This window comes from Nannocystis pusilla (assembly GCF_026626665.1).
GTDB classification, from domain to species: Bacteria; Myxococcota_A; Polyangia; order Nannocystales; family Nannocystaceae; genus Nannocystis; species Nannocystis pusilla.
This window is the reverse complement of sequence record NZ_JAPNKE010000002.1, coordinates 5,361,980-5,375,456: the sequence shown is the minus strand read 5'-3', so window position 1 is coordinate 5,375,456 and position 13,477 is coordinate 5,361,980. Positions and strand designations below refer to the sequence as shown.

17 protein-coding genes are annotated in these 13,477 nt (G+C 67.2%); 16 read left to right on the top strand and 1 reads right to left on the bottom strand.

Translation table 11 applies throughout. From position 1 onward, the window contains the following. The first annotated feature begins 3 nt into the window (after nt 1-3). From OV079_RS23785 to OV079_RS23720, 14 genes are all read left to right on the top strand, one after another. Nucleotides 4-432 (top strand): gp436 family protein, encoded by a 429-nt coding sequence (locus OV079_RS23785; RefSeq protein WP_267765524.1) that lies wholly within the window; start codon nt 4-6, stop codon nt 430-432. Further along, a complete protein-coding gene (locus tag OV079_RS23780; RefSeq protein WP_267765523.1) occupies nt 429-920 on the top strand; it encodes a phage virion morphogenesis protein in 492 nt (163 codons plus the stop codon). Before OV079_RS23785 ends, OV079_RS23780 begins: the two co-directional genes overlap by 4 nt. Continuing rightward, nucleotides 917-1,483 (top strand): hypothetical protein, encoded by a 567-nt coding sequence (locus OV079_RS23775; RefSeq protein ID WP_267765522.1) that lies wholly within the window; start codon nt 917-919, stop codon nt 1,481-1,483. Before OV079_RS23780 ends, OV079_RS23775 begins: the two co-directional genes overlap by 4 nt. Beyond that, entirely contained in the window at nt 1,480-1,719 is a 240-nt protein-coding gene (locus OV079_RS23770; protein WP_267765521.1) for a DUF2635 domain-containing protein, read from the top strand. The genes OV079_RS23775 and OV079_RS23770 overlap by 4 nt, the downstream gene beginning before the upstream one ends. Before the next feature lie 91 nt (nt 1,720-1,810). Further along, a complete protein-coding gene (locus OV079_RS23765) occupies nt 1,811-3,187 on the top strand; it encodes a phage tail sheath C-terminal domain-containing protein (protein WP_267771143.1) in 1,377 nt (458 codons plus the stop codon). Nucleotides 3,188-3,205: 18 nt separating this feature from the next. Next, a complete protein-coding gene (locus tag OV079_RS23760) occupies nt 3,206-3,571 on the top strand; it encodes a phage tail tube protein (RefSeq protein ID WP_267765518.1) in 366 nt (121 codons plus the stop codon). Between the two features lie 3 nt (nt 3,572-3,574). After that, nucleotides 3,575-4,048 carry a phage tail assembly protein gene (locus OV079_RS23755; protein ID WP_267765517.1) on the top strand — a complete coding sequence of 158 codons (474 nt, stop codon included), beginning with the start codon at nt 3,575-3,577 and terminating at the stop codon, nt 4,046-4,048. A gap of 67 nt (nt 4,049-4,115) precedes the next feature. Beyond that, nucleotides 4,116-5,156: a phage tail tape measure protein gene (locus OV079_RS23750; RefSeq protein WP_267771142.1), complete on the top strand. Its 1,041-nt coding sequence runs from the start codon at nt 4,116-4,118 to the stop codon at nt 5,154-5,156. Continuing rightward, nucleotides 5,105-6,202: a phage tail tape measure protein gene (locus OV079_RS23745; protein WP_267771141.1), complete on the top strand. Its 1,098-nt coding sequence runs from the start codon at nt 5,105-5,107 to the stop codon at nt 6,200-6,202. Before OV079_RS23750 ends, OV079_RS23745 begins: the two co-directional genes overlap by 52 nt. Then, entirely contained in the window at nt 6,202-7,449 is a 1,248-nt protein-coding gene (locus OV079_RS23740; protein WP_267771140.1) for a DNA circularization protein, read from the top strand. The genes OV079_RS23745 and OV079_RS23740 overlap by 1 nt, the downstream gene beginning before the upstream one ends. A 10-nt stretch (nt 7,450-7,459) precedes the next feature. Next, nucleotides 7,460-8,560, top strand: a complete 1,101-nt coding sequence (locus OV079_RS23735) for a phage baseplate assembly protein (RefSeq protein WP_267771139.1) — start codon at nt 7,460-7,462, stop codon at nt 8,558-8,560. After that, nucleotides 8,544-9,209, top strand: a complete 666-nt coding sequence (locus OV079_RS23730) for a phage baseplate assembly protein domain-containing protein (protein ID WP_267765512.1) — start codon at nt 8,544-8,546, stop codon at nt 9,207-9,209. Before OV079_RS23735 ends, OV079_RS23730 begins: the two co-directional genes overlap by 17 nt. A gap of 2 nt (nt 9,210-9,211) precedes the next feature. Next, entirely contained in the window at nt 9,212-9,673 is a 462-nt protein-coding gene (locus OV079_RS23725; protein WP_267765511.1) for a phage GP46 family protein, read from the top strand. Between the two features lie 55 nt (nt 9,674-9,728). Beyond that, complete coding sequence (locus tag OV079_RS23720; RefSeq protein WP_267765510.1) at nt 9,729-10,775, top strand: baseplate J/gp47 family protein; 1,047 nt, start codon at nt 9,729-9,731, stop codon at nt 10,773-10,775. Here OV079_RS23720 and OV079_RS23715 read toward each other — a convergent pair whose 3' ends face one another. Next, nucleotides 10,776-11,492, bottom strand: a complete 717-nt coding sequence (locus OV079_RS23715) for a hypothetical protein (protein ID WP_267765509.1) — start codon at nt 11,490-11,492, stop codon at nt 10,776-10,778. Nucleotides 11,493-11,573: 81 nt separating this feature from the next. On the opposite strand from OV079_RS23715, the gene OV079_RS23710 reads away from it, so the two are divergent. Both OV079_RS23710 and OV079_RS56170 read left to right on the top strand, forming a co-directional pair. After that, nucleotides 11,574-11,972, top strand: a complete 399-nt coding sequence (locus OV079_RS23710) for a phage tail fiber protein (RefSeq protein WP_267765508.1) — start codon at nt 11,574-11,576, stop codon at nt 11,970-11,972. A gap of 3 nt (nt 11,973-11,975) precedes the next feature. Then, complete coding sequence (locus OV079_RS56170) at nt 11,976-13,427, top strand: putative phage tail protein (protein ID WP_267771138.1); 1,452 nt, start codon at nt 11,976-11,978, stop codon at nt 13,425-13,427. The last annotated feature ends 50 nt before the right edge of the window (nt 13,428-13,477 follow it).

Here is a 13,477-nt window from a genome sequence, read left to right as displayed (position 1 = left end):
TCGATGACCTACGCGACGCTCCAGACGCTCACCGACCAGTTCGGCGCCGACGAGGTCCTCGTCTCGTCGGACCGCGACCACGACGGTGTCAGCGACCCGGACGTGGTCGCGCGGGCGCTGGCGCATGCGGACGGCCTGATCAACTCGAGGATCGGGGTCAAGTACAAGCTGCCGTTGCAGGTCGTGCCCGAGGTCCTGGTCGCGTACGCCGGGGACATCGCGCTGTACCGGATGTCCCAGGACACGGGCCCGCTCACCGAGGAGAAGCGGCAGCGCTACGAGGACGCGTTGCTCTGGCTCGACAAGGTCGCCGCCGGCAAGGCCGTCCTCGACGGCGCCCCAGAGCCGGAGGCGAAGACCTCGGCGAACGGCATCAAGGTCGTCGCCGCCGCCCGCGAGTTCACCCGCGAGAAGCTCGGAGGGATCCTGTGACGACTGGCGCGGGCGAGCTGTCGTTCAACGTGTCCGACATCGTCGGTCACGACCGCCTCGGTCGCCGCCACGCTGGCCGGCGCCGACGCATGCAGGACCTGTTCGGACGCCTGCCCGACGCGCAGACCAAGCTGCTGTTCGAGGCCGTGGGCTCCGAGCTCGAGAGCCAGACCAGGAGGCGCCTCAGCGACGAGAAGGAGGCGCCGGACGGCTCGGAATGGCACGAGTGGTCAACGGCGTACGCCGCGAGCCGGCCACCGAAGGGCGGGTTGCTCGAGCTCGACGGAGACCTGATCGACTCGATCGAATACAGTGCCGCGACCGAGGAGGTCGTCGTCGGCTCGGGCATCGTCTACGCCCGCCGTCACCAGTTGGGCGACGAGGACGCTGGCATCCCCGCGCGGCCCTACATCGGCCTCTCGAAGGCCAACGTCGCCGACGTGCTCGCGCTCGTCTTCGACTTCCTCGAGGAGGAGATGTTCCGGTGAGCCTGGACACCATCCTCGAGTCGATCAAGGCCAAGCTCGAGCAGGCGCTGCCCGAGCTGAAGACCGTGGAGATCGCCGGCGGTCGCATCGACCTCGCCGACAAGCGCCGCCGCGCTCGCCCGCTCCCCGCCGCGTTCATCTTCTGCGGCGGCACCGACAACGGCATCGAACAGGGCGGCAAGGCCAAGTCCGTGGGCCTCTTCGGCGTCGTGCTCGCGGTCCAGGAGCGGGCCGCCGGCCAGCCGACGCCTGGTGATCGCCCGCGACAGATCGCGCGCATCGCCGGCCGCGCGCTCAAGGTCATCATCAAGGCGAAGGTCTGGGACAACCCCGAGCTCGAGAAGCCCCCAACCGACGTCAGGTCGCGGAACAAGTACGCGACCGACGCGGACAATCACGACCTCGCGCTCTGGGCGATCACCTGGGCGCAGGAGCTCGCACTCACCAGCGATGACCCGCCGGTGGAGCTCGACGACTTCACGACGCTCCACGCCACGTGGGAGCTGCAGGACGGTTCGACGCCCGCGGTCGATGCCGTCGATCACATCGAGGTAAAGCCATGACCGTCAAGACCCTCATCGTCCCGCGCGCCGGCCTCAAGCTGCGCGACCCACTGACCGGCCAGCCGGTGCCTGCCGAGGGCATCGTCGTGACGGGTCGACTCAGCGTCTTCTGGCACCGACTGAAGAAGTCGGGCGACGTCGAGGCCCTGCAGGTCGACGACGCCCCGGCCTCGTCGACCATCGAGTCGACAGCCGAACCACTGACCACCGACCCGGCCGACGCGACCGAGGTCTGAGAGGAGCCGCAGCATGCCGATCCAGTTCAACTTGATCCCGGTCAACTGGCAGGTCCCAGGGACCTACGTCGAGGTCGACAACTCCGGAGCCGTGCAGGGCACGCCGGCGCTCCGCAAACCGATTCTCCTCGTCGGCACCCGCCGCTCGACCGGTACCGTCGCCCAGCAGATCGTGACGCCAATCACCGGTCCGAGCGACGGCGCGGGCTACTTCGGTCATGGCTCGCAGCTCGCGCACATGTGCGAGGGGTTCAAGAACGCGAACCCGAGCGGCGAGCTGTACGCCGTCGCCCTCGACGAGGACGCCGCCGGCGTCGCCGCCACGAACACGATCACGGTGACCGGCACCGCCACCGAGGCGGGCTCGATCCCTCTCATCGCCGGCGGGCGCCGCATCAACGCCCCCGTCGCGAAGGGCGATGTGCAGAACACCATCGCCGCGTCCATCAAAGCGGCCTTCGACACGGACGTCGATCTGCCGTTCTCGTCGTCCGTGGCGCTCAACGTCGTCACGAACGCCGCGCGCCACAAGGGCGCGTCGGGGAACAGCCTCAGCATCGTCCACAGCTACTACGCCGGCCAGAAGCTCCCCGCCGGCGTCACCCTGGCGATCACCGCATTCTCCGGCGGCACCACCGATCCCGACGTCACCGATGCCCTCGCCGCGCTCGGCGGCGAGTACTACTACTCGATCGTCACGCCCTACACGGACGATGGGAATATGGACATCCTCGAGGCCGAGCTGGAGACCCGGTACGGACCGATGGTCGCCAAGCCGGGCCAGGGGCTCGCCGCCCTGCGGGACACGTACGCTGCGAGCCAGACGTACGGCAACGGCCGTAACAGCCCCTTCTCCAACGTCCTCGCCACCTCCCTGTCGCCGACTCCGCCGTGGGTATGCGCCGCCATCCTCGCCGGCGTCGAGGCCGCCGAGAACGATCCGGCACGCCCTCGGCAGAACGTCAAGCTGCCTGGGATGCTCCCTCCCCTCGTCGGCGACAGGTTCGATTCGCTGCAGCGCAATCTGCTGTTGCTCGACGGGATGTCGACCTACTACGTCGAGACTGGCGAGTGTTTCCTCGAGCGCCTGGTCTGCACGTACCAGACCAAGAACGGCATCGCGGACCCGAGCTATCACGACATCGAGACGATGCGGACGCTCGCGTACCTGCGGCACTCGCTCAAAGCTCGTTTCCAGCTCAAATACCCGCAGGCCAAGCTCGCCAATGACGGCACCACATTCGGCGCGGGGCAGGTCGTCGTCACGCCGAAGCTCGCCCGCGGCGAGATTCTTGCGCTGTTCGACGAGTGGGAGCGAGACGGGCTCGTCGAGAACAAGGCGCAGTTCAAGGCTCAGCTCATCGTCGAACGCAACGCCAACAACCCGAACCAGCTCGACATCTTCCTTCCGCCCGACCTCATCAACCAGCTGCGCGTCACCGCGGCGAGGATGGGCTTCAAGCTCTGAGAGAGGATCTCGAAGGACATGGCCCAAAAGACATTCAACATTGTCTACAAGATCAACGGGAAGGCCGCCGACGCCTTGCCCGGCGGCACCATCAAGTTCGGCGGCAAGACCCGCGTCCCCCTCAAGGTCAACGGCAGGGCCGGCGTGCATTACACCGAGGATTCGGAGGCGGGCGGCGCGACTATCAAGGTCGCCCACGGCGGCGAGGGCGGGATCACGGTGGCGGAGATCCGGTCATGGAAGAACGTCACGCTGGTCGCCGAGTTCGACAGCGGGGAGACGTTCCAGATGGCGGGCGCGTACACCACGAACGCCTTCGAGCTGTCGGACGGCGACGGATCGATCAGCGTCGAGCTGGCCGGGCCGGAGTGGGAGGAGATCTGAGCGATGACCCCCTACCGCGAAGCAGCAGAAAGGACCGACGTGAACATCACCAAGATCATCAAGGGGCTCGGCCTCTCGGAGGACGCGAGCGAGGAGCAGATCCTCGAGAAGATCGCCGACTTGAAGCGAGCGAGCGACGACGAGGAAGAAGAGCTCGACGCTCTGCAGAGAATCGAGCGCGGCGAGCACGAGCAGGTCGCGGTGAACGACGACCAGACGCTCGAGGTCACCCTGCTCTTTCCGTTGCAGAGTGGCACCGAGAAGATCCATGCGCTCGTCCTGCGAAGGCCCAAGTTCAAGCACTTGCGCGAGATGGACCGGCACGAGGGGGACATCGCCAAGGCCCAGGCGCTCATCGCGGCCGTCACGAACCGCTCGATGAAGGAGCTGAACGAGCTCGACGAGGAGGATCTGCTCACCCTGAACGCGGGCATGCGTTTTTTCAAGCGGCGCCGGAGGACTGGCGCCGCTGCCTAGGCCACCTCGCGGTCCACTGCGGCTGGCGTCCGCAAGACCTCGAAGAGCTCGACGGTGACCAGCTGCGGTGGTGGTGGAGCACCATCTCGCCGCACCTTCCCAAGCAGCAGACCTGATGTCCTCGACGACGCTCACCACCTCCCTCATCGTCCGCCTGGTGGACCGGGTCACCGGTCCGATCAAGCGCGTGATCAAGGGCGTCGGCGACGTCGAGAAGACCGGCAAGCGGGCGGCGAAGTCCTTCGAGCTCGCCTCGAACATGAAGCACAGCGCCGACGCGGTGAAGGGCTTCGGGACCTCCGTACTCAGCGCGATCAAGGGGCCGGTCGACAAGTTCAAGGACTTCCAGGAGCAGATGTCGAGCGTGAAGGCCTCGACGTTCGACCTGACGAAGACGCTCGACGCGAGCCAGGTGCGTCTGATGGATGCGGCGATGGTCGACCTCGCCGCTACCGCGCGCCGCCTCGGGTCCGACACGAAGTACAGCGCCAGCGAGGCCGCCGCCGGGATGGACATCCTGGCGAAGAACTTCAGCGGTGAGGACCTGCAGAAGGCCCAGGACATCATGAAGGCGATGCCTGGCATCCTGAACACCGCCGCGGCCACGCGCGAGAGCATCGAGAACGCCGCCGACATCCAGACGGCTGCGATGAATCAGTTCGGCCTCGGCGCCGCCGACATGGGCCGCATCGGCGACGTGCTGGTCAAGACGGCCAACGGGACCGCCACGGGCCTACTCGACCTCGGAGAAGCCCTCAAGTACTCGGGCGTCACCGCCGCGAAGGCAAACATTGACCTCGAGACGACGCTCGGGATGATTGGTGCTCTCGGTAATGCCGGCAAGCGCGGCTCTGTCGCTGGCACCGGGCTCGCGTCGGTGCTCGGCAACTTCCAGAGCGGCATGAAGAAGCAGAAGGGCGCCCTGGCAGCGCTCGGGATCAACATCAAGGACAAGCAGGGTAACCTCCGTCCGATCATCGAGCTGCTCGCCGAAGCGGAGCGCGCCGCCGACAAGAAGTTCGGCAAGGGCAAGGGGGCGTGCGGCGCGACAGGTGGATGCAGGGCCTGGTCGGAATGGGCGGAGACAAAGAGGCCCTGGCGATCCTGATGAAGCAGGCAGGCACCGGCGAGCTGCAGGCGCTGGTCGAGATGAACAAGAAGTCCGCCGGCACCGCAGCCCAGGTCGCCGCGGAGATGAACCGAAACGCTGCAGGCGCCAGCAAGGAGCTCGACAGCGCGTTCGAGGAGCTGCAGCTCACCGTCGGCGAGAAGGTCATCCCCGAGTTCACCGAGCTGCTGAAGTGGTCCAAGGAGCTAATCATCACGGTGACGACCTGGGCGAAGGAGAACCCGACGCTGGTCCGATCGCTGGGCCTCTTGCTCGGCGTCCTTGGCAGCCTCGGCCTCGTCGTCGCGCCGATCATCTCTGGCGTCTCCGCGCTCATCACGATCTGGGGAGGTCTGACCTGGGCCTGGGCGCTCGCCGTGAAGGGGGCGAAGCTGCTCACCGCCGAGATGCACATCATGAAGCTGGGCGTCGTGGGGTCGATGAAGGCGATCAAGACCGCCATCGCGTCGAACCCGGTCGGCGCGCTGCTCACCGCGGCGCTTCTGATCTATGAATATTGGGAGCCGATCAGCGAGTTTTTCTCTGGCCTTTGGGACAGCGTGACCGCCGGGTTCAAGGTGGCGATCGCCTGGATCGTCGACAAGCTCGAGTGGGCCGGTGACCAGGTTCGGCAGATCAAGGACACGCTGCTGATGCAGGAGACCTACGACAGCGCCCGCGCGGCGGCGCAGCAGGGACAGCTCGCCGGCATGTCACCCGAGCAGCTGCGCCAACTTCAGGCGCTCGGCGGTGGCATCGGGGCGCTTGCCGGCGACACGCTGAAGCAGCAGCGCGAGCTGAGCGCGAGCGCGGGCAAGATCAGCGCCCACATCGGCCCCGTCGGCGGCTGGATCGGCGCGGCTACCGGCGCGCCGGCGGCGAACGGCGCCCCCTTGATCCGTGAAGGCGAGGAGCCATCGAGCTCGAAGTTCGACGGCGAGCTGAAGATCACGGTGAATGGCCAGGGCGAGGTCGTGCAACAGAAGCTGGAGACGAAGGGCGACCCCGGCTTCCGCGTGCGCACTGGCACCGGGAGGCAGCGCTGATGCCGTGGCGCGACGACATGCTCGACGCTTCGCTCGGCGGGGCGCCTTTCTTCGTCGCATCCATCAGCGGATCCGGCGGGCGCCGCACGGTCATCACCGAGTTTCCCGACGCAGACGAGCCAGGGAGCGAGGACATGGGCCGCTCGGCGCGTCGTTGGCAGGTCGAGGCGGTCGTCGTCGGCGACGAGTACATGCGCGCGCGCGACGCCCTGCTCGAGGTGCTCGAGTCGGCCGGCCCGCACAAGTTCATCCACCCCTGGCAGGGCGACCGGGGCGCGGTCCGCCTCGACGGCGGCTACCAGCTGAGCGAAACGGTTGGTGAAGGCGGCGCGGCACGCTTCAGCTTCACGGTCGTCGAGGCCGGCGTCGCTGGCGGCACAGACATGCGCATCACCCAGAGCCCGGCTGCCGGGCTCACCGTCGCCGTCGCGGCGGTCGTCGCCGCTGCGGACGCGGAGCTTGTGCAGAAGCTTGCCAAGCCCGGCATCGTCGGCGCGGTGTCGGACGCGATCGGCAAGATCTCCGACGCCATGCAGAGTGTCCGGCGGCGGACGCTTGGCGCGCTCGCTGGTGCCGACGACCTCGTCCACGCTCTTGCCGATCTGAAGGAAGCCCGCAACGAGCTCGCGGGGCTGCCGAGCTCAATCATGTCCCAGGTGCGCGGGCTGCTTGCCGCGCTCGCGGCGGTGGTCCGGGTCAGCGCGGACGCTGATGACGCCCCGTTCCCCGGCGGAGAGAAGCGCGTACGGATCGACGTGGCGCTGCAGGCATCTGCGGCGCTGCAGGCGACGTTCTTGGAGACCCCGCCGCCCTACGATGGCGTCGAGGTCGACCAGGTTGTCCTCGACGCTGAGCGCGTCATGCAGCGGGCTTTCCGGGCCGCAGCGGTCGCCACCTACGCGGAGCTGTTCCTCTCGCTTCCACTCGAGTCGACGGCTGACGTCGCCAAGATCCTCGACGACCTCGGCGACGACATCGACGCGCTGATGCTAGACCCGGGTGCCAGCGACGCGCTTCACAGCGCGCTCACGGACCTGAGAGCCGCCCTCGACGTGCAGCTGCAAGCCGCTGCACAGGACCTCCCGACGATCACGACCTACACGCCGCCGGCGTCGCTGCCCGCGCTGTTGATCGCGTTCTGGATCTACGGCGACCCGACGCGCGACCTCGAGATCGTCGGGCGCAACCGCGTCGACGATCCCAACGCAGTCGCCGGCGGCCAACCACTCGAGGTGCTCCTTGGCTGAGGACGACCTGGTGCTGCGGGTCGACGGTCGCGACCTGTCGGGCTGGACCTCGGTGCAGATCATCCGCGCCCTGGACCAGCTGGCGGACACGTTCGACTTGGCGATCTCGACGAGCAGGGCGAGCTCGGCGGAGATTGTTGAGGGCGCTGCGTGCGAGGTCATCTACCGCGGCGAGAAGCTGATCTCCGGCTACATCGACGACGTGGACCTGAGCGACACCAGCACATCGTCGTCGCTCTCGGTGTCCGGCCGGTCCCGCGCTGGAGACCTCGTCGACTGCTCCGCGATCCACAAGCCGTGGCGCAAGCGTTCGGGCCTCGAGATCGCCCGCGACATCTGCAAGCCGTTCGGCATCAGCGTCGACCTGGAGATCGCAACCGGTACCCTCGGCGAGGAGGGCTACTTCAAGATCGAAGACGGCGAGACGGTCTTCGACGTACTCGATCGACTCGCGCGATTGAATGGCGCGCGGCTCTGCAGCTACCCGGACGGGAGCATCAGATTCACGCGAACTGGCTTGCTGCATTACCCCGACGTGCTCATCGCCCGCGGCATCAATATCGCGTCGGCGCACGTGCGCCGCTCGATGGCGCAGCGCTTCAGCGACTACGTATTCAAGGCCCAGCTCGCCGCGGACGACGAGACGTTCGGAGAGGCAGTGGCGATCAAATACGAGGTGCGCGACGATGCAGTGCCGCGGCATCGCCCGCTCGTCGTGCAGACGGAAACGCAGCCGCGCAATACGAAGGGGCAGTTCGTCGAGGGCGAACCGATCAAGCACCCCCTGCAGCTCGCCGCGACGTGGGAGCGCAACACCAGAGCGGGCAAGTCGCTGCAGATGGAGTACGTGCTCGTGGACCGCAAGAATCCGAAACGAAGCTGGGAGCACGCGCGCGGGGTGTGGGAACCCAACATCGTCGTCGCTGTCGAGGACGACGTATACGGCATCGACGGCGAGTTCCTCGTCACGCAGGTCACCATGACGCGCGACTCGGCGGGCGGGACGCGTACGCAGGTCACCCTGACGCCGCCGGAGGCGTACGACGTGAAGGTGCCGCCCAAGCGGAAGAAGCCCAAGGGGGAGGGTTCTCGTTTTGACGATCACGCGTGAGACGGTTGAGCAGATGATCGAGGAGCGCCTGCGGCCGTGGGGTCTCCGCCTCCGGAGCCTCGTCGTGCGGGGCGTCGTCCGGGTCCTCCAGGAGTCCGGCCTGCAGCGCGCGCAGATTACCGCCACCGCGGACGACATCCTCGAGGAGGTCGAGTGCATCACGCCGCCGGGCTTCACCTCGCGGCCGAAGCAGGCCGAGGCGGTCGTGTTGGCGGTGCAAGGCGCGACGGGTCACCGGGTCGCGCTGCTGTTCGATCGCACGACGCGCCTGCAGGAGCTCGAGGACGGCGAGGCCGCGCTGTATGTCGGCCGCGAGGGGCAGCTGGTCAAGCTGCTCGCGGACGGCGGCGTCGAGGTGCGGGCCGCCGGCGCCGCCGAGTCGAGCATCGTCATGAAGCCGAGCGGCGACATCGTCATCACGCCAGGCGCGGCGGCAAAGGTGCTGCTCGGCGGCGAGACCGCGGTGAAGCATGTCGCGCTCGCCGAGGAGGTCGACGCGCGCCTGGCGGCGCTGCAACTCGCCTACGACACGCACACCCACCCGACCGCGCCGGTGGGCCCGGTGAGCCAGCCCACCGCGGTTCCGGGCGTCTCGCCGGTCGGCCCGCTCGCGCCGACGGGTGCCGACAACGTCTATGGGAAGGGCTGACTGTGCTGCGCCTCAAGTGGGACAACTCGGTTGGCCGCGCGCGCTTGCAGCTCGCCGACGACGGCACGCTCGCCAGCGACGGCGGCATAGAGACGCTCGCCATCCTGTCGCTCTTCACCGATGCCGAGGCGTCGCCCGCGGAAATAACTACTGCGGGGCTGGATCGACAGCGTGGATGGTGGGCGCACGCCGATTCAGTTCGCCCGGCCGACACGCCGAAGATGGGCTCCAAGCTCTGGCTGCTAACCCGGGAGAAGACCACGCTCGCCACGCTCCGCCGAGCCGAGGACATCGCGCTCGAATCGCTGGTGTGGCTCAAGGCGCGAGGTATAGCGAAGTCTATCCAGGTCGTCGCTTCGCGCCCGCGCGCAGGCTGGCTTGGTCTCGAGATTGATATTGTCCGTCCGTCCTCGCTTTTGCCGTCGTTCCGGCGGTTGTGGGAGGTGAAGCACAATGCCTTTTAATCGACCGACTCTGGCCAAGATCCGGGCCCGGTGCCGCAGTGACTTCAACTATGAGTTGAAGAGCGACGGCGCCAACCTGCCTGGCACCACGGAGAGCGCGTTCTGTGAAGCCGAGGCGGGAGTATCGCACGGGCTTCACGGTCGCCTCTCACAGGTGGCCGCGAACGCGTTCCCTCAAACCGCAGAGGCGGAGCAGCTGCGCCGACACGCAGCGCGGTATGGGGTATTCAAGCGTGAGTCGGTCCGCGCAACCGGTCCGGTTCGCTTCATCAGGACCCAAGTCGAGGGCCAGGTCGTGGAGAAGGGCCAGCGCGCGAAGGTCGGCGACGTCGAGGTCGAGGTGCTCACGGACACGCCATTTCCTGGCGTCGCCCTCGAGGTATCTGTGCCATGCAGGGCCGTCTCCGGCGGCCAGGCGGGCAACCTGCCGGGCGGGACGACGCTGACGCTGGTGACGCCCGTGGTCGGCGTCTCAAGCACGGCGCAGGTCGTGGACCCGGACGGACTAACCGGAGGCACCGACGAGGAGACGGATCTCGAGCTGCTCACCCGCCTGCTCGAGCGCCTGGCCGACCCGCCGAACGGCGGCGGCCCCAACTCGTACGAGTCCTGGGCAAAGGAGGTGCCTGGCGTGACGCGGGTGTGGGAGTTCGGCAACGTCCCCAAGCCCGGACGCGTCACAGTGCTGTTCATGCGCGACAACGACATGTCCGGCGACGTGCCGGACCCGTTCCCCGGAGCGCCGGAGGTCGCAGCCGTCACCGCGAAGATCCTCGAGAAGGCCCCGCTCCACCTGAAGGCGCTGTACGTCCAAGCGCCGATCGACAAGCCGCTGAGCCTGACGTTCAGCTCGCTCACGCCGAACACGCCCGAGGTCCGGGCGGCGATCGTCGACGCGTTGAGGAACATGCTGGCCACGAAGGCCGCGCCGCCCAGGGTGGACGGCGCGGTGTTCTACAAGAGCTGGCTCAACGAGGCGATCAGCAGCGTCGCCGGCGAGGTCGACCACAAGCTGAGCGTCCCCGCGGGCGACGTGGCGCTCAACAAGTTCGAGCTGCTCACGCTCGCCGACCCGGACACGCAAATCACGTGGCCGGTGTGATCATTGCGAGAAACAATAGACCCGCGCCCAAGCTCTACACGTATAGAGATGGTTGAAGGTCCATTTCTCGATCACGCCAACAAGTCCGATTCCTCCCATGGCCCGTCGAGAGGAGTCGCTCCAATCATTGCAGGTTCCGTTGGGTATCGTGTTTCCGCTTGGATCCGTACCTGTCCAGACAGGCCTGCCCCACCAGTCCATGTGCCCGGGTGGGGCGCCTCGATGCGGCGCCTCGACCAGGTTTCCGCTGAGAAGGTCGGCCCAGCTCTCCGCAACGACTTCGCCGTTGGTCATGATGACCTTGCCGTCAATCGGCTCGAATCTCTGAGACGCGCTGAGGTCCGAGACAGATCTCCATGCCAGGTAAACCTCGTCTAGGCCGGCCTCCTGAGCCTCCTTGGCACACGCGGCGTCCGCGGACTCGATGCCGTCATCCGTGTGAACAGACGTTGCGCTGACAAAGACCTTCCTGTCCCTGGGCGCCGGTTCGCCGGTCGTCAGGTCGGTTGTCGTGGGGGTCTCAGTCGTGGGCGTGGTCGTGGTCTCAGTTGTCGAACTGGGTTCGGTTTCCGTGGAGGGGTCGGTGTCGGTGTCGGTGCTGGGTTCAGGACAAGCACACAGGATGGCAAGGGCCGCGAAAATTTTCTGACGCATGAGAGTCTCCGCGACGGCAGGGCCGTCGGAGGCGATGTGCCGTGTGACGGGGAGGCCGATCACGTGGCGCGGAGAATGGCGCGAAAACGACCCCGCGTCAATCGCGCCTTGAATCACTCCGGATGCCCCTCCGAGGGTCGCTGCGTGGCTCTCAGCGCCGCAGGGCTGGCTCTCATCCTTCCGACCGCGACAACCCGCTACGTCGCGCTCGCAACGGCCGCAGATCTCCTCTCAGGGAGCTTCGCCGAGCTCACCGCGCCAGGTTACTCGCGCAAGGCGCACTCGGCGTGGCTCACCGTCGTCGGTGGAGGAGAGATTCGTCGACAGAGCAACGTCGCCATCGTCTTCGACGCGCTGCCGGCCGGTGCTACCGGCGTCACCTGGTGGGGCATCTTCGACGCCGCGGTCGCTGGGAACCTCCTCGCCGCGGGGCCGCTGTTGAACCTCGGGGGCACGCCGCAGCCCATGACCTTCGCCCCGGGCGATCAGCCGCGGTTCAACATCGGGGACCTGAGCCTCATTGCAACGCCCGAGGTCGTGTAACCGGTGGCGCTCGTCAACATCTACGGCACCAGCGAGGCCGCTGCTACCGAGGGCTGGGGCGACTGCACGCACCGGCGCCTCGAACCGGCCTTAGCCGCTCTTCTTCCCAACGGTTGGGCCTGGGACCGCGAGGACCCGGTCCAGAAGGCGTTGATCGCTGCGCACGGAGCGGAGCTGTCGCGCGTCGAAGTTCGCGCTGCCGCCCTCGAGCGGGAGCTCGACCCCAGCACGACGTTCGAGCTCTTGCCTGACTGGGAGGAAATGCTCGGACTTCCGGATTGCGCGCAGCCGGTCACGCTCGAAGCGCGCCAAGCTGCCGTCATAGCGAAACTCCTTGCGCAGGCGGGCCACGACCAGGGGCTCGGGTACTGGCTCTCCGTCCTCGAGGCCCTGATGTACCCGCTGCAGTGGCTAGAGAAGAGCCCGCTGGCGACATCGTGCATCGACACCTGCAACTCGCCCTTGTTCTCGGACGAGTGGGAGGCCGTCTGGTCATTGGTGATCGAGAGCGGCCTCGACGATGCCCTGCTGGCGTGCGTCGTCAATCACCAAGCCCTGATCCACACGCTCCCCAAGGTCCACGTTCTATGGCAACAGGCTGGAGTGACGAACGGTGACGAGTTCATACGCGCTATTGCTAGCACCATGAACGGGTACACGGTCGCAATCGGGGAGGATGCGGCCTTGCTCCGGGCGAAGCCGGGCGCCTCGGAATGGGAGGTGTGGCTAATGCCCTCCGGCGACGACTTCTACGCGGCCTGCCACGCGGGCGTCGAGGGCACGAGACTGGTAGCCATGGGGACCGCCGGCGTCGTCTTCTACTCCGACAACGGCGGAGCGAACTGGACGGCCGGCAACGGCGCGGCGATAGCGAAGGATGTTCGCGGCGTCTCGCGTGGTCATGCTGCGGACGCGGTCGTCGTCGCTGTCGGTGATAGCGGCGGCTGCTACCGCAGCACGGACGCCGGGGCGACGTGGGGCGTGGTCGTCTCCGCCACGGCCGCCGATCTATACGCCGTCACGCGGTGCCAGGGCGCCATGGTCGCGGTCGGCTTCGACGGTCAGGTTGTGCGTTCCACGAACAGCGGCTCAACGTGGGCGAGCATCATCGGCCCCGTCAATGCGGGCGAGCACCTGTACGGCGTGAGCGCCTGGCTGCTGACCGTGGTAGCGGTCGGCGCCGGAGGCATCATCAGAATCAGCGAAGACGGCGGCCTCTCGTGGAAGCCGGTCCCGAGTCCCACTACGATGACTCTGCGAGCCGTACATCGCTCTCCTTCCGGACGCTGGACGGCTGCCGGCTTCGGCGGCACCATCATTCAGTCGCTCGATGAGGGCAAGACGTGGGTCCTGCGCCAGGTCCTTTCATTCACCGATCTTTGGGCGGTGGGTTCCGACTGGCCTGTCGGGCGAGCTGTCGCCGCGGGCGAGGACGGCAACATCTTCGTGGAGTAGCTATGGCGGTCATCATCCTCACGGACGGCAAGGCCGTCGACAAGTTGGTC

Excerpts from the sequence above, each read along its gene's own strand:
- OV079_RS23785 (WP_267765524.1), top strand. The coding sequence starts at position 4 with ATGACCTACGCGACGCTCCAGACGCTCACCGACCAGTTCGGCGCCGAC.
- OV079_RS23770 (WP_267765521.1), top strand. The coding sequence starts at position 1,480 with ATGACCGTCAAGACCCTCATCGTCCCGCGCGCCGGCCTCAAGCTGCGC.
- OV079_RS23760 (WP_267765518.1), top strand. The coding sequence starts at position 3,206 with ATGGCCCAAAAGACATTCAACATTGTCTACAAGATCAACGGGAAGGCC.
- OV079_RS23755 (WP_267765517.1), top strand. The coding sequence starts at position 3,575 with ATGACCCCCTACCGCGAAGCAGCAGAAAGGACCGACGTGAACATCACC.
- OV079_RS23745 (WP_267771141.1), top strand. The coding sequence starts at position 5,105 with ATGCAGGGCCTGGTCGGAATGGGCGGAGACAAAGAGGCCCTGGCGATC.
- OV079_RS23740 (WP_267771140.1), top strand. The coding sequence starts at position 6,202 with ATGCCGTGGCGCGACGACATGCTCGACGCTTCGCTCGGCGGGGCGCCT.